The 21,659-nt window shown below is 74.1% G+C and carries 20 protein-coding genes; 17 read left to right on the top strand and 3 right to left on the bottom strand.

Annotated elements, in window-relative coordinates; translation table 11 throughout:
• The first annotated feature begins 222 nt into the window (after positions 1-222).
• From ACZ6C6_RS14555 to ACZ6C6_RS14510, 10 genes are read left to right on the top strand one after another with little or no spacing between them, the layout of a single operon-like run.
• Positions 223-1,479, top strand: a complete 1,257-nt coding sequence (locus tag ACZ6C6_RS14555; protein WP_469202599.1) for an ATP-grasp domain-containing protein — start codon at positions 223-225, stop codon at positions 1,477-1,479.
• Positions 1,476-2,309 carry a Rossmann-like domain-containing protein gene (locus ACZ6C6_RS14550; protein WP_469202597.1) on the top strand — a complete coding sequence of 278 codons (834 nt, stop codon included), beginning with the start codon at positions 1,476-1,478 and terminating at the stop codon, positions 2,307-2,309. The genes ACZ6C6_RS14555 and ACZ6C6_RS14550 overlap by 4 nt, the downstream gene beginning before the upstream one ends.
• Positions 2,306-3,373 (top strand): PLP-dependent cysteine synthase family protein, encoded by a 1,068-nt coding sequence (locus tag ACZ6C6_RS14545; protein WP_469202595.1) that lies wholly within the window; start codon positions 2,306-2,308, stop codon positions 3,371-3,373. The genes ACZ6C6_RS14550 and ACZ6C6_RS14545 overlap by 4 nt, the downstream gene beginning before the upstream one ends.
• Entirely contained in the window at positions 3,370-4,428 is a 1,059-nt protein-coding gene (locus ACZ6C6_RS14540; RefSeq protein WP_469202593.1) for an enolase C-terminal domain-like protein, read from the top strand. The genes ACZ6C6_RS14545 and ACZ6C6_RS14540 overlap by 4 nt, the downstream gene beginning before the upstream one ends.
• Positions 4,425-5,687: an MFS transporter gene (locus ACZ6C6_RS14535; protein ID WP_469202591.1), complete on the top strand. Its 1,263-nt coding sequence runs from the start codon at positions 4,425-4,427 to the stop codon at positions 5,685-5,687. Before ACZ6C6_RS14540 ends, ACZ6C6_RS14535 begins: the two co-directional genes overlap by 4 nt.
• Positions 5,688-5,697: 10 nt before the next feature.
• Positions 5,698-6,492 carry a class I SAM-dependent methyltransferase gene (locus ACZ6C6_RS14530; protein WP_469202589.1) on the top strand — a complete coding sequence of 265 codons (795 nt, stop codon included), beginning with the start codon at positions 5,698-5,700 and terminating at the stop codon, positions 6,490-6,492.
• Positions 6,493-6,532: 40 nt separating this feature from the next.
• Positions 6,533-8,125, top strand: a complete 1,593-nt coding sequence (locus ACZ6C6_RS14525; protein WP_469202587.1) for an ABC transporter substrate-binding protein — start codon at positions 6,533-6,535, stop codon at positions 8,123-8,125.
• Complete coding sequence (locus ACZ6C6_RS14520; RefSeq protein ID WP_469202585.1) at positions 8,122-9,075, top strand: ABC transporter permease; 954 nt, start codon at positions 8,122-8,124, stop codon at positions 9,073-9,075. The genes ACZ6C6_RS14525 and ACZ6C6_RS14520 overlap by 4 nt, the downstream gene beginning before the upstream one ends.
• Entirely contained in the window at positions 9,075-9,947 is an 873-nt protein-coding gene (locus ACZ6C6_RS14515; RefSeq protein ID WP_469202715.1) for an ABC transporter permease subunit, read from the top strand. The genes ACZ6C6_RS14520 and ACZ6C6_RS14515 overlap by 1 nt, the downstream gene beginning before the upstream one ends.
• Positions 9,944-11,488, top strand: coding sequence for an ABC transporter ATP-binding protein (locus ACZ6C6_RS14510; RefSeq protein ID WP_469202583.1), 1,545 nt, complete (start codon positions 9,944-9,946; stop codon positions 11,486-11,488). The genes ACZ6C6_RS14515 and ACZ6C6_RS14510 overlap by 4 nt, the downstream gene beginning before the upstream one ends.
• Here the strand turns inward: ACZ6C6_RS14510 and ACZ6C6_RS14505 are convergent.
• The gene (locus ACZ6C6_RS14505) at positions 11,457-13,589 is read right to left on the bottom strand and encodes a SpoIIE family protein phosphatase (RefSeq protein ID WP_469202581.1); all 2,133 of its coding nucleotides are present in this window, start codon (positions 13,587-13,589) and stop codon (positions 11,457-11,459) included. The two genes, ACZ6C6_RS14510 and ACZ6C6_RS14505, sit on opposite strands and share 32 nt — an antisense overlap.
• A 78-nt stretch (positions 13,590-13,667) precedes the next feature.
• Positions 13,668-14,060 (bottom strand): nuclear transport factor 2 family protein, encoded by a 393-nt coding sequence (locus ACZ6C6_RS14500; protein WP_469202579.1) that lies wholly within the window; start codon positions 14,058-14,060, stop codon positions 13,668-13,670.
• 70 nt (positions 14,061-14,130) lie between these two features.
• On the opposite strand from ACZ6C6_RS14500, the gene ACZ6C6_RS14495 reads away from it, so the two are divergent.
• The 6 genes from ACZ6C6_RS14495 to ACZ6C6_RS14470 all read left to right on the top strand — a co-directional run bounded on the left by ACZ6C6_RS14495 (position 14,131) and on the right by ACZ6C6_RS14470 (position 19,066).
• Positions 14,131-14,715, top strand: a complete 585-nt coding sequence (locus ACZ6C6_RS14495; protein ID WP_469202577.1) for a PadR family transcriptional regulator — start codon at positions 14,131-14,133, stop codon at positions 14,713-14,715.
• A gap of 35 nt (positions 14,716-14,750) precedes the next feature.
• Positions 14,751-15,449 (top strand): alpha/beta fold hydrolase, encoded by a 699-nt coding sequence (locus tag ACZ6C6_RS14490; RefSeq protein ID WP_469202575.1) that lies wholly within the window; start codon positions 14,751-14,753, stop codon positions 15,447-15,449.
• Positions 15,450-15,525: 76 nt separating this feature from the next.
• On the top strand, positions 15,526-16,203 hold the full coding sequence (locus ACZ6C6_RS14485) for an ABC transporter permease (protein WP_469202573.1): 678 nt from the start codon (positions 15,526-15,528) through the stop codon (positions 16,201-16,203).
• Positions 16,200-16,883 (top strand): ABC transporter permease, encoded by a 684-nt coding sequence (locus ACZ6C6_RS14480; protein WP_469202571.1) that lies wholly within the window; start codon positions 16,200-16,202, stop codon positions 16,881-16,883. Before ACZ6C6_RS14485 ends, ACZ6C6_RS14480 begins: the two co-directional genes overlap by 4 nt.
• Positions 16,880-17,833, top strand: a complete 954-nt coding sequence (locus ACZ6C6_RS14475; protein WP_469202569.1) for an ABC transporter substrate-binding protein — start codon at positions 16,880-16,882, stop codon at positions 17,831-17,833. The genes ACZ6C6_RS14480 and ACZ6C6_RS14475 overlap by 4 nt, the downstream gene beginning before the upstream one ends.
• Positions 17,834-17,917: 84 nt before the next feature.
• On the top strand, positions 17,918-19,066 hold the full coding sequence (locus ACZ6C6_RS14470; RefSeq protein WP_469202567.1) for a serine hydrolase domain-containing protein: 1,149 nt from the start codon (positions 17,918-17,920) through the stop codon (positions 19,064-19,066).
• Between the two features lie 17 nt (positions 19,067-19,083).
• On the opposite strand, the gene ACZ6C6_RS14465 is transcribed toward ACZ6C6_RS14470, so the two are convergent.
• Positions 19,084-20,247: an ABC transporter ATP-binding protein gene (locus tag ACZ6C6_RS14465; protein ID WP_469202565.1), complete on the bottom strand. Its 1,164-nt coding sequence runs from the start codon at positions 20,245-20,247 to the stop codon at positions 19,084-19,086.
• Positions 20,248-20,352: 105 nt separating this feature from the next.
• On the opposite strand from ACZ6C6_RS14465, the gene ACZ6C6_RS14460 reads away from it, so the two are divergent.
• Positions 20,353-21,648, top strand: a complete 1,296-nt coding sequence (locus ACZ6C6_RS14460; protein ID WP_469202563.1) for an alpha/beta fold hydrolase — start codon at positions 20,353-20,355, stop codon at positions 21,646-21,648.
• Positions 21,649-21,659: the final 11 nt, after the last annotated feature.

Genomic DNA, 21,659 nt, shown 5'->3' with positions numbered 1-21,659 from the left:
GCACGGTGCACACCCGACTCTCGGCGGGCGACGCACGTACCTCATTCCAATCAACCGCGCGCGCCGGGCCCGCGCAAATCGGCGGAAACGCAGGGGTTTCCGGCATGTAGATGACAATGAAAACGATTGTCGTTAACGTATGCGGGGTCGGGCGCACGGCCTGCCGGCCGTGTGCCGGCGTGTGCCCGGAAATCCGCAACCGTGCTTTCAAGAGGGGGAGTTGTGGCTCATCTGCTGATGGTCGAGAGCTGGGTCGGGTCGATGAGCAGGCTGTTGCCGAGAGCGATCGGGGAGGGCGGACACGAATTCACCTTCCTCACCCGCGATCTGCACCACTACCTGCGCTCGGCGCCGGAAGGCGCCCGGCACCCGCTGCTCACGGCCCGGAACGTGCTGACGGCCCCCACCAACGATTCCGACCGCCTGCTGCCGTTCGCCGAACGGGCCCACCGGGCCATGGGTTTCGACGCGGTGGTGTCCTCCTGCGACTACTACCTGCCGGTGGCCGCCCGGATCGCGGCCCGGCTCCGTCTGCCCGGCCCCGCCCCCGAAGCGATGGAGAACGCCTGCCGCAAGGACGCCACCCGCGACGTCCTCGCCCGTGCCGGAGTCCCCGGACCGCGCTACGCGGTCTGCGCCGACTGGGCCGGCACCGCCGAGGCAGCGGCCCGCATCGGACTGCCGCTGGTGGTCAAGCCCGTGGACCTGTGCGCCGGGATGCTGGTGCGCCGCGTGGACGACGAGTCACAGCTGGCCGAGGCCCACCGGGCGATCGCCGACTACCCGGTCAACGCGCGGGGACAGCGCCGGTCCCCCGTGGTCCTGCTGGAAGAGCTGCTGCACGGCCCGGAAGTCAGCGTCGAGACGGTCACGCACCGGGGACGGACCCAGGTGATCGGGGTGACCGACAAGAGCACCGGCGGCGCACCGGCCTTCGTGGAGACCGGGCACATGTTCCCGGCAGCCCTCACCGAGCAGGACGCCCTCGCGGCCCGGGACACGGCCGTCCGGGCGGTGGAGGCGCTGGGCCTGGACGGCGTCGTCGCGCATACCGAGATCAAACTGACGCCCGCAGGGCCCCGCGTGGTGGAGGTCAACCCACGCCCGGCCGGGAACCGCATCACCGAACTGGTCCGGCATGTGACCGGCATCGACCTCGCCGCCGCCTGTGTGAGCGTGGCCCTCGGCGAGGAGCCGGATCTGCGGACGCGCGACACCGGACTGCGCAGCGCCGCCATCGGCTTCCTGGTGCCGGCCGCCGGGGGAGTGCTGGACGGCATCGACGGCGGCGACACGGTCGGCGAGGCCGACGACGTGCTGGAGCTCAGCCTCGCCGCGCCCGGCACCCGGGTCACCGCGGTGGGCAGCAACAACGCCTACCTCGGCCATGTGATGGCGGGCGACACCGGCGGGACGGGCGCCCGCGCCCGGGTGGAAGCGCTGCTGGCGGGCCTCCGCCCCCGGGTGGTGTCCCGATGACCGCGCACACCGCCGCCGCCCCGGCCCCCGGCTCGTGCGAGGAGCTCGTCTCCCGGGTCCTGGCCGGTACGTACGGGTACGACCCCGGGGCCCTCCACGTCAGCACCGCCTTCACCACCCACCAGTCCGTCAGGCATCCGGGGCGGGCCCGTGGCTACTACAACGAGGTGCTGAGCCTGCGCATCGGCGCCGCCGTCGGGTCCTGCGCGGTCGAGCCGGGCGAGCTGCCGGACGCCGCGGCCGACGAGTGCGTCGGCACCGACGCCGCCACACTGCTCGCCCACCCCCTGCTGCCCGTGCGGATCGCCGCACTCGACGCCTTCCTCATGCACGTCCTGCCCCACGGCCCCGCCTCGGGCGCCCGGCCGGTGCCGTTGCCCGCGGGCAACTCCCTGGAGAAGTCGCGGGCCAGGGCGCGCGCCGTCGTCGGCCTGCTCGGCCTCCCGCCCGGCCGCACGGTGCTCGTCGTCGGCGTGGTCAACTCGCTCCTCGAAGCGATGCGCGGGCGCGGACTGCGGTACGTGCCCTGCGATCTCAAGGGTGGCACCACCGAGTGGGACGAGCCGGTGTACGGCGACCCCTCGGACCACCTCACCCGCTGCGACGCCGTCCTCGCCTCCGGGATGACCCTCGGCAACGGCAGCTTCGAACAGCTCAGGGCCCACGCCCTGCGGTACGCAAAGCCGCTGGTGATGTACGCGCAGACGGGCAGCGCGGTGCTGCCCCGGCTCATCGGCTCCGGAGTCACCGCCGTGTCCGCGGAGCCGTACCCCTTCTTCTGGCTCGACGGCGGCCCCGGCACCATCCACCAGTACGGAGGCACCCGGTGACCACGGCACTCCTGCGCCCCGCGGGCAACCGCGACCTGCTCGGCCTCGTCGGGCGCACCCCGCTCGCCCGGATCACCGCACCCCTGCCCTGTCCGCACCCCGGCTTCTGGGCCAAGCTCGAAGGCTTCGGCGTGGGCGGCATGAAGGCCCGCGCCGCCGTCTCGATGCTCCAAGGAGCAGAGGAGCGCGGCGAACTCCGGCCCGGCGCACCGGTCGTGGAGTCGACGTCCGGCACCCTCGGCATCGGCCTGGCCTTCGCGGGCCAGGCACTCGGCCACCCAGTGATCCTGGTGGGCGACGCCGAACTCGAACCGTCCATGCGGCAGTTGCTGCGCGCCCACGGGGCCCGGCTCGATCTGGTCGACCGCCCCGCCGAGGAGGGCGGCTGGCAGGCGGCCCGGCTCTCCCGGCTGCGCGAACTGCTGGCCACACTGCCGGACGCCTACTGGCCCGACCAGTACAACAACCCCGACAACACCGCCGGTTACGCCTCGCTCGCCGCCGAGATCGCCGGCCGGCTCGACCGGGTGGACGTGCTGGTGTGCAGCGTCGGCACCGGTGGGCACAGCGCCGGCACCGCCGCCCCGCTGCGCGGACACTGGCCCGCGCTGCGGCTGATCGGCGTCGATGCCACCGGCTCGGCCATCTTCGGCCAGCCCGCCCGCCCCCAGCTCATGCGCGGCCTCGGCAGCAGCATCCACCCCCGCAACGTCGCCCACGAGCGTTTCGACGAGGTCCACTGGGTCGGCCCGGCCGAGGCCGCCGACAGCTGCCGCAGGCTCGCCAGGGGCAACTTCGTCAGCGGCGGCTGGAGCACCGGGGCCGTCGCCCTCGTCGCGGCCTGGGCCGCCCGTACGCACCAGGGCGCGGTCGTGGCCACCGTCTTCCCGGACGGACCGCACCGCTACCTCGGCAGCGTCTTCGACGACGGCTTCAACGCCCTGCACGGCCTCCGTACGGGTGCCCCCGCGACCCGCCCCGTCGAGATCTCCCACCCCGGCGCCGCGGAGGCCACGGGCTGGACCCGCTGCACCACGGTCACCCGCCCCCAGGAGCCCCGATGAAGTGCACCCTCAGCACGGTGGAACTCCGGCTCGCCGAGCCGCTGCGGATCTCCCGGTCCACCACGACCGCCCGGCACGCCGTGCGGCTGGCCGTCGAGCACCAGGGCCTCCACCGCTACGGCGAAGCCGTCACCAGCGTGTACTACGGGCTGGACGCCGGGGCCCTGTGCCAGTGGCTGCACCGGTCCTCCCGCGCACTCGCCCGCTTCCCCGACCCCGAGACCGCCCTCGCCACGCTCCCCGGGGACGCCCCCGCCACGCCCCCGGCGGTCACCGCCGCCGTGGAGTCCGCGCTGCTCGACCTCGTCGGCAAACGCGCCGGTGAGCCCGTGCACCGGCTCCTCGGCACCGCCGCCCCTCCCACCGCCGCCACCGCCCGGACCATCGGCATCACCACGCCCTCCCGGGCCGCCGCCCTCGCCGCCCGCCTCGCGGACCGGGGATTCGCCGTCCTCAAGGTCAAGGCCGGATCGGCGGACCCCGAGGACGACCTCGCCCGGGTCCGCGCGGTCCGCGCCGCCGCCCCCGGCGCACGCCTGCTCCTCGACCCGAACGGCGGCTGGAGCGGCTCCGCCGCGCGCCGGCTGCTCGGGCGGTTCGCCGAACTGGGCGTCGAGGCCGTCGAACAGCCCGTCGCACCGGGCGACCCGGAAGGGCTGGCCCGGCTTGCCGCGCGGTCACCACTGCCGGTCGTCGCGGACGAGGACGCGGTCTCCTTCGAGGACGCCCGCCGCCTCGCAGGACGCGTCCACGGCATCAACGTCAAGCTCGCCAAGTGCGGCGGCCCCGGCGCCGCCCTGCGCATCGCCGCACTGATCGCCGGAAGCGGAACGGATCTCATGCTCGGCTGTCTCACCGCCAGTTCACTCGGCATCGCCCCCGCCGTCCACCTCGCCGACCGGGCCCGGTGGACCGACCTGGACGGCCATCTCCTGCTCGCCCACGACCCCTGGACCGGCATCGGCGGCGACAACGGCACCGTGCGCGCGAGTGCGCGGCCGGGGCTCGGCGTACACCCGAGCCCGCCGGCCGCTCCGGCAGGGGGGCGACCGTGACGACCTGGCACGAGCTCCGCAGCTTCAGCCCAACCGTCCGCCTCCTGCTGGTCAACCAACTCGGCGTGAACACCGGCTTCTACCTCCTCATCCCCTACCTCGCCGTCCACCTGAGCAGCGACCTCGGCATGTCCGCCGCCGCCGTCGGCACCGTCCTCGGCGTGCGCAACCTCAGCCAGCAGGGACTGTTCATCCTGGGCGGCTCGGCGGCGGACCGGCTCGGCGCCCGGGGCGTGATCATCACCGGCTGCGCCCTGCGGACCGCGGGCTTCGGCCTGTTCGCCCTGGGCGACGGGACAGCGGTGCTGCTGGCGGCCTCCGTGCTCAGCGGCCTGGCCGGAGCCCTGTTCAACCCGGCCGTCCGCGCCTTCCTCGCGCAGGAGGCGGGGGAGCGCAAGGCCGAGGCGTTCGCCCTGTTCAACTTGTTCGCGACGACCGGGGCCCTCGTCGGCCCCCTTCTCGGCAGCGCGCTGCTCCTCGTCGACTTCCGGGCCGCGGCCCTGACGGCGGCCGGGCTGTTCGCCCTTCTGACCGTCGCCCAGGCTCTGACGCTGCCCGCAGGACGGGGCGCTCCGGCCGAGAAGAGCGTGCTGGCGGACTGGCGCGAGGTGGTGGGGAACCGGCCGTTCATGGCGTTCGCCGTGGCCATGGTGGCCATGATCGCGCTGGAGAGCCAGCTCTATCTGCTGCTGCCCGAGGGCGCGCGCCGGGCCACCGGGTGGGACGGCGCGGCAGGACCGGTCCTCGTCGTGGCGACGCTCGCCGGGCTCGGGCTCCAGCTGCGCATCACCCGGGCGCTGCGACGCCGGGGCGGCCGGGCGGCCTGGATCAGCCGCGGCCTCGCGCTCATGGCCGCGGCCTTCGTGCCGCCCCTGCTCGTGGCCTCCGGACCGGACGCCGACCCGGGAGACGCGGCCGGTGCCGTACTGCGCCTGCTGCCCGTGCTGGCCGGCGTCCTGCTCCTGCAGACCGGCCTCATGGCCGCTCAGCCCTTCGTGATGGAGCTGGTGCCCGGCTTCGGCCGGTCCCGGCTCACCGGCACCTACTTCGGCGTCTTCTACGTGGTCTCCGGCATCGCGGCCGCCCTGGGCAACGCCGCCGTCGGCTGGGCGATGGACACCGGTGCGCGCACGGGCGCCGGGTGGCTGCCGTGGGTGTGCTGCGCCGGACTCGGGCTCGTCTCGGCCGCCGCCGTCGCGCGGCTCCACCGCACCGGGGCCCTGCCCGCCGCGCCGACGCCCCTGCCGGCCCGGGCGTGAGGAGGCCGCGATGAAGGACAGGAACCTGCTCACCGACAACCCGGCCCTGTACGAAGCGCGCTTCCCCGACGAGGAACGGCTCGCCGGACGCTGGACCGAGGAGTGCCTGCGCACCCACGGGGCCGGTTCCCGCGTCCTCGACATCGGCTGCGGCACCGGCCGCGACGCCGCCCACCTGCACACGGCCGGCCGTACGGTGACCGGAGCGGACCTCTCCGACGCGATGCTCCGGTACGCGGCCCGGCACCACCCGGGCCCCCGCTACCTCCGCGCGGACCTGCGCCGCTTCGACCTGGGGGCGGGGCGCTTCGACGCCGTCGTCTGCCTGGACAGCGCGCTGCTCTACTGCCGGACCGACGCGGAACTCGCCGGATGCCTCGCCGCCTGCCACCGGGCGCTCGCCCCCGGCGGCCTGCTCGTCGCGGAGATGCGCAACGGCGCCTACTTCCTGGGCCGCGCCCACCGCGACGGTGCCCCCGCCGCCCACGCGTTCACCCACGGGAGCGTCACCTATCGGTCCGTCACCCGGCTGCGCGTGGACGCCGCCGGACGCCTTCTGCACCGCTCCCGCACCTGGACCACGGACGACGGTTCGCCCCCGGTCGAACAGCGCTCGGCCTGGCGGCTGCTGCTGCCCGGGGAGCTGTGCCGCACCGTCACCGGGGCCGGATTCGAGGTACTGGCCCTGCACGACGGGCCGGGACCGCGCACCGAACCCGCCTGGCGCGAAGGCGCGGTCCCGGCGGGCACGGCGGACGGCGACCGACTCCACCTCATCGCCCGGCGCACGGCCCCGCACGCCTGAGACCGGACCCCCGGAACCCACCGCACAGCAAGGACACCCAGTGACGCACGACGACCACTTCCCCGCCCTCCACCGACGAGGCTTCCTGCGCGTCTCGGGCGCCGCCGGAGCCGCCGGAGCCCTCGCCCTCTCCGGATGCGCGGGCGCCCCCGGTCCCGGCCCCTCCGACGCGAAGGAAGAGGCAGGCCCCCCGAACCGCGGCGGCCGGCTGAGGGCCGCCTTCGCCGGGGGAGGGGCGAGCGAGACCCTGGACCCGCACCTCAGCAACCTGTTCGCCGACGCGGCCCGCGCCAAGGCCCTGTACGACAAGCTCGCCGACTACGGCGCAGACCTCTCCGCACAGCCCCGCCTCGCCGCCTCCTGGGAACCGGACGCCACCCTGAAGCGGTGGAAGGTCGCCCTGCGTCCCGCCGTCTTCCACGACGGGACACCGGTAACGGCCGCCGACGTCCTGCACAGCTACCGGCGTATAGCCGACCCGAAGCGCGCCTTCCGGGCCAGGGCCTCCCTCGAACCGGTCGACCTGGCCGCCAGCCGGGCCCTGGACGAGCGGACCGTGGAGTTCGTCCTCAAGCGCCCGACCGCCGAATTCCCCAACGTCATGGCCGCGTTCGGCGCGTACATCATCCCGGCGTCGGCGCGCGAGGGCGACTTCGACCACGCACCCGTCGGCAGCGGCCCCTTCCGCCTCGTCTCCTTCGCCCCGGGCCGCTCGACCCTCCTGCGCCGCAACGACGACTACTGGGACGGCGCACCGCACCTGGACGAACTAGAATTCGTCGTCGCCGACGAGGAGTCCGCACGCGTCAACGCCCTGCTCGGCGGCCAGGTGGAGTACGCCCACGAGCTGAACCCGGCCACCGCCCGCGCGCACGAGCACGGCGGGCGCGTGACCATCGTGCGACTGCGCAACAGCGCCATGCAGTCCTTCGCCATGAAGACCGACCGGCCGCCCTTCGACGACCGCCGCGTCCGCCAGGCGCTGTTCCTCGTCGCCGACCGCGCGGAGCTGGTACGCAGCGCCCTCTCCGGCGCCGGAGAGACCGGCAACGACCTCTTCGGCAAGGGGTACCAGTACTACGCCGAAGGGCTTCCCCAGCGCGAGCAGGACCTCGGCCGCGCCCGGCGGCTGCTGCGGGAGGCGGGCGCCGACGACCTGCGGATCACCCTGGACACCTCACCGGTCGCCACCGGCTTCACGGAGGCGGCCGCCGTCTTCCGCGACCAGGCCGCGAAGGCGGGCATCACCGTCCGCGTACGGACCGGCAGCAAGGACACGTACTGGAAGGACATCCTCGACGCGGGCACGCTCTGCTGCTACCGCTCCGGCGCGATGCCCATCGAGGCGCACCTGTCCCAGCGCCTGCTCACCGACTCGACCACCAACGCGACCCACTGGCGCCACCAGGACTTCGACGCCCTGTACCGGCAGGCCCAGTCCACGAAGGACCCGGAGCAGCGCGCCGGTGTCTACGCCCGCATGCAGCGCCGCCTGTACACCGAGGGGCCGTTCCTCATCTGGGGCTTCGCCGACTGGATACTCGGCACCGCCCGGAACGTCCGGGGCATCGAGCACCAGGCCCCCGCCAACACTCTCGACTGGGCCCGCTTCGACAAGGTGTGGCTGGCGTGAACGCGCCCGGACGCCGGGCGGCGCGCCGGCTGCTGCTCGGCGGCGCGCAGACCGCCGCCGTGGTCCTGCTCGTCTTCGCCGCCACCGAGGCCCTTCCGGGCGACGCCGCCGTCGCCCTCGCCGGTGACCAGCCCGACCCCGAACGCATCGAAGCCGTCCGTACGGCGATGCGTCTGGACCGCCCGGCCCACGAACGGCTGCTGGACTGGACGGCCGGGCTGCTCCACGGCGACCTCGGCACCTCGCTGACCTCGGGGCGGCCGGTCGCCGCCGCCCTCACCGACGGGATCGGCCCCACCCTGCTGCTCGCCGTGCCCACGGTCCTGCTGCTGGTCCCGGCCGGAATCGGCCTCGGCGTACTGGCGGCCCGGCGCGAGGGAGGAGCGGTGGACCGGGCCGTCAGCGCGCTCCTGCTCACCCTGTACGCCGTTCCCGAATTCGCCCTGGGAGCCCTGCTGGTCAGCGTCTTCGCCCTGCGGCTCGGCTGGTTCCCGCCGACCGCGGTGGGTTACGGCGCCGAGCTCGCCTCCCACCCCGCCGCGCTCGTCCTGCCCGTCCTGGTCCTGCTCGCGCGTCCGGTCTGTTCGCTCGCCCGGCTCGTCCGCGCGGGCATGCTGGACGCGCTGTCCTCCCCGTACGTGGCGCACGCCCGCCGCTGCGGTGTCTCCCGCGCCCGTGTCCGCTACGCCCACGCCCTCCCCAACGCCCTCGCCCCGGCCGCCCAGCAACTGGCCCGCACGGTCGACTGGCTGCTGTGCGGGGTGGTCGTCGTGGAGGCCCTGTTCGTGGTCCCCGGGCTCGGCACCGTCCTGATGAACGCGGTCGCGGAGCGCGATCTGCCCACGGTGCAGGGGCTCGCGGTGGTGTTCGGCCTTGTCACGGTCCTGCTCAACCTGGGCGCCGACCTGGTCACCCACCGCCTCGCCCCCCGGACGGAGGCCGCCGCATGATGGCCGTGGCGGTGGCGCGCTCCCGGCGCGGGCTGAAACGCATCGTCGTCGGCCGTCCGCATCCCCGCACCCCGGGCGCATCGCGGCTCCTCCCCGGCATGCTCATCCTCGGCGTGCCGCTCCTGATCGCTCTGGCCGGCCCGCTGTTCGCCGGTGACGCGGGACCGCGCGGCACCTCGCTGACCGCCGGGGCCGGCCACTCGCTCGGCACCGACTTCACCGGCCGCGACGTGCTGCGCGAGGTCCTGCTCGGCGGCCGGTCCGTGGTCATCGTCGCCGTCGCCGCGACGGCCCTGACCTACGTGGTGGCGCTGCCCGTCGGCTTCGTCTGCGCCCTCACCCGGCGGACCTGGCTGGAGGAGGCCCTGATGCGCCCCCTGGACGTCCTGCTCTCCGTGCCGTCCCTGCTCGCCGTCCTGCTGGTCGCCGCCGTCGTGCGTCCGGGCCCGGCCGGGCTCGCGGCCGTCGTCGCGTTCGTCGGCATGCCGGACGCGGCGAGGATCGTACGGGCCGCCGCGGCGGAGGCCGCCTCGCGCCCCGCCGTCGAGGCGCTGCGCATGCAGGGCGAGACCTGGGCGCGCCTGGCCCTCGGCTACGTCGGGCGGGCCATCGGCCGCACCCTGGCCGCGGACCTGGGAGTCCGCCTCACCGGCGCGGTCTACCTCGTGGCCACCGCCGCCTTCCTCGGCGTGGGCGTCGCCCCGGACGCGGCCGACTGGGCCGTCATGGTGGACCGCAACCGCACCGGGCTGTCCGTGCAGCCGTGGGCGACCGTGGTGCCCGCCCTGCTGATCGTCGCACTCACCATGGGCGGCAACCTGCTCGCCGACGCCGCGCTCATCCGCCCGCACCGCACGGAGAAGCACCGATGACACCTGTACGTACCGCCGTGCCCGAGCCGGTCGCCGTGATCGAGGGGCTGCGGGTGGAGGTCGGCGGGCGCGCCGTGCTCGACGGCGTGGACCTCAGCCTGCGGCCCGGCCGGATCACCGCGCTGACCGGCGGATCGGGCAGCGGCAAGACGACCACCGGGCTCGCCCTGCTCGGCGAGTACCCGCCCGGAGCACGCGTCACCGGCAGCGTAAGGGTCCCGCAGGGGCTGATCGGCTACGTCCCGCAGCACCCGGCAGCCGTGCTCAACCCGGTCCGCCGCGTCGGCGCGCTGCTCATGGACCTGGCCCGCGTCCGGGTCCGGCACCTGCCCCGCCCCGGACGCCGGGCGGCGGCGCGGGAACGCGTACGCGACGCACTCGCCCGCGTCCGGCTGCCGGCCGACGGGCAACTGCTGCGCCGTTTCCCGCACCAGCTCTCCGGGGGCCAGCAGCAGCGCGTGGTGCTCGCCCAGGTCCTGCTCCTGGGCGCGCACGCCGTCGTCGCGGACGAGCCGACCACGGGTCAGGACCCGCTGACGAAGCGCGGGATCGTGGACCTGCTCGCCGATGTGGCCCGGCAGGGGGTCGCCGTACTCCTGCTCAGCCACGACGCGGACGTCGTCCGGGCGCTGGCCGACGAGGTCATCGTCCTGCACGACGGCCGGGTACGGAACGCGGCCCCGGCGGATGCGCGGGACCGGGCTCCGCTGGGCGGTGCGCGGCGGGGAGACGTGGTGCTCGACGTGCGCTCCCTCGTCGCACGTCACGGCCGGACGGCCGCGCTCGACCGTGTGTCGCTCACCGTCCGGGCCGGTGCGTGCCTCGCCGTCGTGGGCCGGTCCGGGAGCGGAAAGACCACCCTGGGCCGCTGCCTGAGCGGTCTGCACCCCCGCCATCACGGGGACGTGCTCCTCGACGGCGCGCCGTTGCCGGCCGGCCTGCGCGACCGGTCCCGGAGTCAGGTGGCCGGTGTGCAGTACGTGTTCCAGGACGCGAAGGCGGCCTTCGACGCGTACCGCCCCGTGCTCGACCAGGTCGCGCGCACGGCGGTACGCCTGCGAGGGGTGGCCCCGGCCGGGGCGAGGCGCGAGGCACTCGCCCTGCTGGCCACCCTCGGGCTTCCTGAGGCGAAGGCGGCGCGCCTGCCCGCCCACCTCTCCGGCGGCGAACTCCAGCGCGCGGCACTGGCCCGCGCGGTCCTCGCCCGACCCCGGGTCCTGGTGTGCGACGAGATCACTTCCGGCCTCGATCCGCTGAGCCGGGACGAGGTGCTTAGCCTGCTCGGCGGGCTGCTGCGCTCGGGGCGCACCGATGCGCTGGTCCTGATCACCCATGACCTGGCGACCGCCGCCCGGGCGGACCTGATCGCGGTGATGGACGGGGGCCGGGTCGTGGAGAAGGGCCCGGCGGGGCGGGTGCTGGGCGCGCCGGAGCACCCGTACACCAGGGGACTCGTCGTGGCGGACCGGTCGTTCGCGGCGCCGGGGGCGAAGCGCCCGCGGCCGCGCCTCAGCCGTCCCCGTCCCGCAGCGCCTCGATGAGGAGCAGCGCGATGTCGTCGCTGCCCGGCGTGACGTCCTTCGCGTACCGGACGAGGCTGTCGGCGACGGCCTCCATCGGGCGGCCGGTGTTCAGGCCGAACTGGTCGGCGAGCGCCGCCGTCGACCGGTCGGGATCGGTGCCGGGCACCTCCACGAGACCGTCCGTGTACAACGCCAGCGCGGCACCCGGCGGCAGCGGGATCTCGGTCGTCGGGTACCGGGCGTCCCGGTCGACGCCGAGCAGCAGACCGGGCGGCAGCCGCAGCACCTCGGTGTCCCCGCCGGGATGGCGCAGCAAGGGCGGCGGGTGGCCCGCCGTGGCCAGCAGGGCGCGGTGGCCCGCCAGGTCCAGGTGGACGTAGAGGCAGCTGGTGAACAGTTCGGCGTCGAGGTCGGCGAGCAGCCGGTTGGTGCGTGCCAGGACCTCGGCGGGCGGTGCGCCGGCCGAGGCGTGCACCGCTGTGCGTACCTGCCCCATCAGGGCGGCGGCCGTCACGTTGTGGCCCTGCACGTCGCCGATGGCCGCGGCCGCCGTGGTGGCGTCGAGCGGGATGACGTCGTAGAAGTCACCGCCGATGCCCATGCCCCGGGTGGCGGGCAGATAGCGGGCGGCCACGTCGAGCCCGTCGATCCGGGGCAGCGTGTGGGGGAGCAGGTGGGCCTGGAGGCTGTGGGCCAGCCGCTCCTTCGTGTCGTACAGCCTGGCCCGGTCCAGGGCCTGGGCGATGAGCCCGGCGATCGAGGTGAGGAGGGCCCGCTCCTCCGGCTCGAAGGGGCGCGTGCGGTCGTATCCGAACACCAGCGTCCCGACCGGGCGCCCGGAGGCGAACAACGGCAGAAAGGCCCACGCGCCCAGGCCCTCCTGGAGCGAGGCGGGCCGGAAGACCCGCCGGAACTCGTCGAAGGTCCGGTAGAAGGCGGGCACGCCGGTGCTCAGCACCTGCGCCACGGGCGTGCCGGACGTCAGGGGCGCGCCCTCGAAACACTCCATCAGCTCGTCACTGAAGCCCCGGTGCCCCTCGATGCGTAGCCGCCCCTCCGCCACGGTCAGCACGGCGAGTGCCTGGATGCGGAAGGCGGGCACCAGCTGTTCGGCGATCAGCTCGACCACGTCCTGGATGCCCACGGCCTCCGTGAGCGTCGCGGCCAGGTGCATCAGGTGGTAGAGCGCGACGGCACGACCGGGGGCGCTGGGCGAGGCGGCCGCACCTGTCGCGGTGGGCAGCGCCGAGGCGTGCGGACCGGCGACCGGCGTGATGTACACGCTGATGCCGGACGCGTCCGGGTAGAGGCGGAACGACAGCCACTGGTCCGGTGGCCGCAGCGCCACGAAGGACATCGGTTCCCGGCTGATCATCGCGCCCCGGTAATTGTCCTCGAACAGCGGGTCGGCCATCCAGCGCAGTGATTCCCAGGGGAGCGTCCCCACCAGGTCGGCCACGCGCCCGCCGACCAGTTCGGCGCCGGTCTCCGTCAGGAAGGTGATCCTGCCGTGCATGTCGAGGGTGCAGCAGCCGCCCGGCAGCCGGCCGAGGAAGTCCGCGGCGGCGACCGCTTCGGTGTGGGCGGGCGGGGGAGCGGTCACCGGTGGCAGCACCCGCGGTCCGGCGCCCGCCTTCACCGGACGGCCCTGCTCCCGCGCCTCGTACAGCACCTGTGCCGCATCGCCGCAGCAGTCGTGGACCGCCGCACGCTCCTGCGGCGTGAGCTGCGCCGGGTGGGAGCCGGGCCACAGCAGTACGAGACCGCCCAGCACCTCCGTGCCGCTGACCAGGGGTGCGGCGGCGAGAGCGAAACGGTAGGGCAGGACGAGCGCGGGGCGCGGATACCGCCGGGCCAGCTCCTCCTGGCTGCCGAGCCACACCAGATGCCGCTCCTTGACCGCGTCGGACACCGGCATGGGGGCGGACAGCGGCACCCGCAGCCAGGGGTCGGCGATCTCCGCCGGAATCCCGGCGAGCACGGCGAGCCGTAGCGTCGATTCACCGGGCGGCAGCAGATAGAGCATCGCCACGGCTGCGCCCGTCTCCCGCACGGCATACGCCACCGCCGCGTCCAGACGCTCCTCCGCCGAGTCCATGGCGGGTGCCACAATGCCCATAAACGGACAATACGCCCGCATTCTCCTCCGGACATTGCGATGGCGTTCGCCGCGGCGTGCTTCCCGGTGCCCGCCCGGTCAGCCCGCAGCGGCCTCCCGGCTGATCTGCTCGAACCGCGCCCCCATCGCCGCGGCCAGCGCCTGAGCGGCCGATAGCGGGCGGACCATGACCATGAGGTCGTCGATCAGGCCCTCTTCGTTCAGGTGCAGGAAGTCGCAACCGGTGATCTCCCGGTCCCCGACCTTCGCGGTGAAGACGAGCGCGTGGTCGCGCCCGTCCGGGCTCGCCATCTCCCGTACGTAGCGGAAGTCCCCGAGCACCGCCGAGACGGCCCGCAGGATCGCGGCCGTGACCGGCTTCCCCGGATACGGCTTGAACGCCACCGGGCTGGTGAAGACGACGTCATCGGCGAGCGCGGCCTCGGCCGCCGCCAGATCGTGCGCCTCGACCGCCTTGCGGAAAGCGAGCATCCCGGCCTCCATAGTCAATTTGTTGAATACGTGCGAACGAGATTAATCACATGGGTGCTAGCGTGTCCAGATGTCCCTCAAGTACGCGGTCCTGGCAGCCCTGCTCGAAGGCGAGGCGTCCGGGTACGACCTGGCGAAGGTCTTCGACGTCTCGGTGGCGAACTTCTGGTCGGCCACCCCCCAGCAGCTCTACCGGGAACTGGACCGGCTCGCCGACGGCGGTCTGATCGAGGCGCGGGTGGTCGAACAGGTGCGCCGGCCGAACAAGCGGCTCTTCACGCTGACACCGGCCGGCCGCGACGCGCTCGGCGCGTTCACCGCCGGTGCGCCCCGGCCCACTGCCATCCGGGACGAACTGCTCGTCATGATCCAGGCCGTGGACATCGGCGACGCCGGGGCGGTGCGCGCGTCGGTCGAGGAGCGCATGGAGTGGGCGCGCGCCAAGCTCGCCCGCTACGAACGGCTGCGCCTGCGCCTGCTCGACGGGCGCGACGAGGCGGCTTTCCTCGCGGAGACCGAACGCGTCGGCCCCTATCTGACCCTGATGCGCGGCCGGTCCTTCGAGGAGGAGAACCTGCGCTGGGGCGGACGCGTCCTGGAGATCCTGGAACTCCGGTCGTCGGCGCGGGCGATGGACGGCGCGGACGCGGTCTGACGGCGTTGTCGGACCCTGCGGCTAGGGTCCCCGGCATGACTGATTTCGTACTGGTGGCAGGCGCCTGGCTGGACGGGACGGCATGGGACGACGTGGTGCCGGGGCTGCGCGCGGCCGGACACGGCGCGCACCCGCTGACCCTGTCCGGGCTCGGCGGGAAACGGGAGCGGCCGGTCGGCCGGCAGACCCATGTGACCGACATCGTCACGGAGGTGGAACGCCTGGGCCTGCGCGACGTCGTCCTGGTCGGCCACAGCTACGCCGGCATCCCCGTGGGCCAGGCGGCCGCGCGCCTGGGCGACCGCCTGGCCCGCGTCGTCTTCGTGGACGCCTGCGTCCCGGCCGACGGCGAGTCGTTCGTCTCCGCGTGGTGGCAGGGGCCGGCCGCCCTCCAGGACCGACTGGACGCGAACGGCGGCCTCTGGGCCGTACCGGAAGCCGCCGAGTTCGAGGGCCAGGAGCTGACCGGCGAGCAGATCGCACGGTTCCGGAAGGACGCGACCCCGCACCCCGGTGCCGCCCTGGCCGACCCGGCCGTCCTGGACCGCCCGCTCGGGGAGCTCCCGGCGACCTACATCAAGTGCCTCCTCGACGGGCCGGAGCCGGGCGAGGACGTGGCCCGGCTGCTGACGAGCGAGCGGTGGGAACTGGTCACCATGGACACCGGCCACTGGCCGATGTTCTCCCGCCCCGGCGAACTGGCCGCGGTCCTCGACAGGGCCGCCGCCTCCTGACGACCGACGGGGGCGCAGCGGCCCGATCGGACGATCAGGGCGCGCGCCCCCGCGCCGCGCGGGCTGCAATGGATGGGTGACCGCGCCCCCCGACGACTGCCTCGCGCGCAACGAGTGGGTCTGCGGCGCCTACCTCAGCAGCCGCCGCCACATCCTCTGGGAAGCTGCGCTGCAACACGTCCAGCTCACAGTGGTCTCCGTGCTCATCGGCCTCGCCCTCGCCCTGCCGCTCGCCCTCGCCGCACGGCGGCTGCGCTGGGCCGCCGGGCCCGTCCTCGGCGCGACGACGATCCTCTACACCATCCCGTCGCTCGCCATGTTCTCCCTGCTGCTGCCGGTGTACGGGCTCTCCGCCTCGCTCGTCGTCGCGGGCCTCGTCCTCTACTCGCTCACCCTGCTCGTGCGCAACATGCTCGCCGGGCTGCGCGCCGTCCCCGAGGAGACCCGGCAGGCGGCGCGGGGCATGGGCTACGGGCCCGTACGGCTGCTCGTCGCCGTGGAACTGCCGCTCGCGCTGCCCGCCGCGATGGCCGGGCTGCGCATCGCCACCGTCTCCGCGGTCTCCCTGGTCACGATCGGCGCGATCGTCGGCTACGGCGGACTCGGCAACCTCATCTACGCCGGGATGAACACCTACTTCAAGGCCCAGGTGCTCACCGCGTCCGTCCTGTGCGTCCTCATCGCCGTCGCCGCCGACCTGCTCCTCCTGCTGCTGCAACGCCTGCTCACCCCGTGGACCAGGAGCCGGTCGTGAACACCCTGACGGATGCCTGGTCCTGGCTCACCACCTCCGCGCACTGGCACGGCCAGGACGGCATCTGGGCCCGGCTCGGCCAGCACCTCTACCTCACCGTCGTCTGCCTTCTGATCAGCTGCCTCATCGCGCTGCCCGTCGCCCTGCTCCTCGGCCACCTCGGCCGGGGCGGTGCGCTCGCCGTCAACATCTCCAACGTGGGGCGCGCCGTGCCCACCTTCGCCGTCCTGGTGCTGCTCCTGCTCACCCCGGTCGGCCGCTGGGGCGAGGGCCCGACGGTCGTGGCGCTCGTCCTGTTCGCCGTGCCCCCGCTGCTCACCAACGCGTACGTGGGCATGCGCGAGGTGGACCGGGACGTCGTCCGGGCCGCCCGGGGCATGGGCATGTCGGGCCGCCAGCTGCTCCTCCAGGTCGAGGTGCCGCTCGCCCTGCCCCTCATCCTCACCGGGGTGCGCATCGCCGCCGTCCAGCTCGTCGCCACGGCCACCATCGCGGCCCTCGCGGGCGGCGGCGGGCTCGGCCGCATCATCACCGCCGGGTTCAACCTCGCCTCGACCCCGCAGGTGGTGGCCGGAGCGGTCCTGGTCGCCGCGTTCGCCCTGCTCGTGGAGGGGGTCTTCGAGGCGGCCCAGCGGTTCGCGCCGCGCCGGTTCGGGCTGCGCGCGCAGGAGACGGCGTGAGGGCCGCCCGCCCGCTCGCCGCGCTCCTGCTGCTGGTGGCCACCGCCTGCACCACCGGGCCCGCGCTGGAGAACCAGGGCGCGGTCACCGCGCCGCCCGGCGACAGCAAGCACCTGACGATCGGCTCCGCGGGATTCACCGAGAGCGACCTCCTCGCCCAGATGTACGCCCTGCTGCTGGAGCACGCCGGATACTCGACCAAGCTCATCTCCGTCACCAACCGGGAGATCTACGAACCGGCCCTCGAAAACGGCCAGATCGACGTCGTCCCCGAATACGCGGCCACCTTCGCCGACTGGCTGGGCGCCAAGGAGCACGGCGCCGACGCCGCGTCCGTCGGCTCGCCGGACCTCGCCGCCACCATGAAGGCGCTGCGCGCCCTGGCCGCACCGCGCGGGCTCACCGTCCTCGACCCCGGCAGGGCCGTCGACCAGAACGCGTTCGCCGTCACCGCCGCCTACGCCCGGCAGCACCACCTGAGGACCCTCAGCGACCTCGGCCGCTCGGGACTGCCCGTACGCCTCGCGGCCGGTGACGAGTGCGTCCAGCGGCCGTACTGCGCGCCCGGGCTGAAGAAGAAGTACGGCATCGACATCACCGCCGTCGACCCCAAGGGCGTCGGCACCACCCAGGCCAAGCAGGCCGTGCAGAGCGGCCGCGACCAGCTGGTGCTGACCACCACCACCGACGCCACCCTGGACGACTTCGGGCTCGTCCTGCTCGCCGACGACCGGCACCTCCAGAACGCCGACTACCTCGTCCCCGTCGTCAACCGGGCCCGCGCGGGCGGCGCGGGAGTGCGCAAGGCCCTCGGCAGGCTGAACACCGTACTGACCACCGCGGACCTGGCCCGGCTCAACGAACAGGTGGACAGCTGGCGACGGCTCCCCGAGGACGTGGCCCGCGCCTACCTGCGCTCCGCACACCTCATCCCCGGCGCGAAGGAGTGAGACCGGGAAAACGTCCCGCGCCGGCCGATGAGTCCGCGTCCCCGGACCGGTCGGTCTTACGAAACCCCAGGACAAGGCGGAGCGATGAACAACTTGCGCGAAGTTTTCGAGAAGCACGTCCACGACGGACCGGTCCCCGGCGCCGTGGGCCTGGTGGCGCGCGACGGACGCGTCGACGTGGTGGCAGTGGGCAGCGCCGGAACGGACGACGGCACCCCGATGGCCCGCGACTCGGTCTGCAGGATCGCCTCCCTCACGAAACCGGTCGTGGCCGCCGCGGCCATGCTGCTGGTCGAGGACGGGCGGATCGCACTGGAGGACCCCGTCGCGCCCTGGCTGCCCGAGCTGGCGGCACCCGTCGTCGTCCGCACTCCGGACGGCCCGGTGGACGACGTGGTCCCGGCAGCACGCCCCATCACCCTGCTCGACCTCATGACGTCGCGCGCGGGGTACGGATTCCCGTCCGACTTCTCGCTGCCCGCCGCCCGTCTCCTGTTCAGCGAGCTGAAGCAGGGCTCACCGCTGCCGCGCCACGTCGTTCCCCCGGACGCCTGGATGGACACGCTCTCGCGCATCCCGCTGCTGGCCCAGCCGGGCAGCGAGTGGCTCTACAACACCTGCTCCGACATCCTGGGCGTGCTCATCGCCCGGGTCGCCGGGCAGCCGCTGCCGGAGTTCCTCGCCGAACGGATCTTCGCGCCGCTCGGCATGAGCGACACCGGCTTCATGGTCCCGGCGGAGAAGCTCGGCCGCTTCACCGCGCTGTACCGGCCGGGCGCGGACGGCGGTGTGGAGCTGGTCGACGAGCCGGCCGGGCAGTGGAGCGGCATGCCGGACTTCCCGTCCGGGGCCGGCGGACTGGTGTCCACCGTGGACGACCTGTACGCCTTCGCCCGCATGCTGCTCGACGGGGGCGCGGTGGGCGGCCGGCGTCTCCTGTCCGCCGAGTCCGTGCGGCAGATGACGACGGACCACCTGACCCCCGCGCAGCGCGAGGCCAGCGGGCTGTTCACCGAGGGGCAGGGCTGGGGCTTCGGCGGCTCGGTGGACGTCGACAGGACCGCCCCGTGGAACGTGCCGGGCCGCTACGGCTGGGTCGGCGGCACCGGCACCACGGCGCACATCGTCCCGGCCACCGGCACCACCGCGATCATGCTCAGCCAGCTGGAGATGACCGGTCCCACCCCGCCGCGGCTGATGCGCGACTTCTGGCAGTACGCCGCGGACGCCTGACGGGCCCTGGATTCCTCTCAGGCGTCCGCCACCGAGTCGAACCGCACCTCGTCGCGCCCCACGCCCTGCGCGTCCGCGTCCACCGAACGCCGCAGCGCCTCGTGGAGCTTCGCCGGGGTCAGTACGCCGAGGAACCGCGCCCCGTCCAGCACCGCGATCCACCCCGCGTCCCGCTGAAGCATCTCGCTGAACGCCCGCTTCAGCGGCGCGCCCACCGGCACCCACGCGTCCATCCGGCGGGCCAGTTCGCCCACCGTGCCCTGGTCCCCGGCGATCCGCAGGGCGTCCGCCGCCACCCAGCCGTGCAGCTCACCCGCCTCGTTCAGCACGACGGCCCAGCGCGCGCCGGCCGCGCCGAGCCGGGCCGCCGCGGCCCCCGCGGGCTCGTCGAGGCGGGCCAGCGGCGGCTGTTCCAGGTCGTCCGGCTCGATCGCGGTGACCGACAGCCGCTTCAGCCCCCGGTCCGCGCCGACGAACTCCGCCACGTACGGGGTCGCGGGCGAGCCGAGCACCGCACCCGGCGTGTCGAACTGCTCGATGCGCCCCTCCCCGTACACCGCGATCCGGTCACCCATCCGCACCGCCTCCTCGATGTCGTGGGTGACCATCAGAACCGTCTTCCTCACCCTCGACTGGAGCTTGAGGAATTCGTTCTGCAGGCGCTCGCGTACCACGGGGTCCACCGCGCCGAACGGCTCGTCCATCAGGAGCACCGGCGGATCGGCCGCGAGGGCCCGCGCCACTCCGACGCGCTGGCGCTGGCCGCCGGAGAGCTGCGCGGGATAGCGGGAGCCGTACACCGACGGGTCGAGGCCCACCAGATCCAGCAGCTCGGCCGCCCGCTCCCGCGCCCTGGACCGCTTCCAGCCCACCAGGGCCGGCACGGTCGCCGTGTTGTCGAGGACGGTCCGGTGCGGGAAGAGCCCCACCTGCTGGATGACGTAGCCGATGCCGCGGCGCAGCTTCACCGGGTCGGTCTTCGCGATGTCCCGGCCGTCCACCAGGATGCGGCCCGAGGTCGGTTCGATCAGCCGGTTCACCATCATCATCGTGGTCGTCTTGCCGCAGCCCGAAGGGCCCACCAGGGTGACCAGTTCTCCCTCGGCGACCTCGAAGGACAGCGCGTCGACCGCGGTCGTGCCGTCCGGATAGACCTTGCCGACCTGTTCGAACCGGATCATGAGAGCACGGTAGGAGCCCGGCGTCCCGGCCGCACACGGGCCGCGACCGTCCGGGGCACACCGGTGTGCTGAACTGTCCGGGAACCGTCCGATCCAGGAGCACCCTTGAACAGCTACCGGCAGCCCGGCCTCGTCCTCACCGACCACCGCTTCACCGTCCCGCTCGACCACGCCGACCCCGGCGGTGAGCAGATCGAGGTCTTCGGGCGGGAGGTCGTGGCCCCGTCCAGGGCCGGCCAGGAGCTGCCCTGGCTGCTGTATCTGGAGGGCGGGCCCGGCTTCGGCGCCCGGCGCTTCACCGGCGCCGAGGCATGGCTCGGGCGGGCGGTGCGGGAATTCCGGGTGCTCCTGCTCGACCAGCGCGGCACCGGCCTGTCCACCCCGGCCAACCGGCAGACCCTCCCGCTGCGGGGCGGGCCGCGGGAGCAGGCCGACTACCTCGCGCACTTCCGCGCGGACAACATCGTGCGCGACTGCGAGTTCATCCGCCCGCGGCTGACCGGCGGCGCGCCCTGGACCGTACTCGGCCAGTCCTTCGGCGGCTTCTGCGCCGTCCGGTACCTCTCGGCCGCCCCCGAGGGGCTGAACACCGTCCTCATCACCGGCGGTCTGCCCTCCCTCGACGCCCACGCGGACGACGTCTACCGGGCCGCGTATCCGCGCATCGAGCGCAAGGTCGCCGCGCACTACGCCCGCTACCCGCAGGACGTCGAACGCGCCCGGGAGATCACCGCTCACCTCGCGGAGCACCGCCCCGAGAGCGCAGGGCACCGGCTGACGCCCGAGAGCTTCCAGTCCCTCGGCATCATGCTCGGCGGCGGCAGCGGCAGCCACCAGCTGCACTACCTCCTGGAGAACGCCTTCGTCCGCACCCCGCACGGCGACGAGCTCTCCGACACGTTCCAGGAGGCCATGCGCGCCGCGACCTCCTTCGCCGGACACCCCTTGTACGCCCTCATGCACGAGGCCATCTACGGTCAGGGCGGGCGCCCCACGGACTGGGCCGCGGAGCGGGTCCGCGCCGAGTTCCCGCAGTTCGAGGCCGCGACGGCCCTCGCGGGCGACGGACCGGTCCTGTTCACGGGCGAGTCCATCCACCCCTGGCACTTCGAGGTGGACCCCGCGCTGCGCCCGCTGCGCGAGACTGCCGCGCTCCTCGCCGCCCGCACCGACTGGGAGCCGCTGTACGACCCCGAGCGCCTGGCCGCCAACGAGGTCCCGGTGGCCGCCGCCGTCTACCACGACGACATGTACGTGGACACCGCCCACGCACTGCGCACCGCAGCCGCGATCCGGGGGCTGCGCACCTGGGTGACCGACGAGTTCGAGCACGACGGGCTGCGCGCGGGCGGTCCCCGCGTGCTGGACCGGCTGCTCGCGCTGGTCCGCGACGAGGTCTGACGCGGGTCCGG

The organism is Streptomyces sp. NPDC041814 (assembly GCF_055590565.1).
The sequence above is the reverse complement of the archived record's forward strand: the minus strand, read 5'-3'. Positions and strand labels throughout refer to the sequence as shown.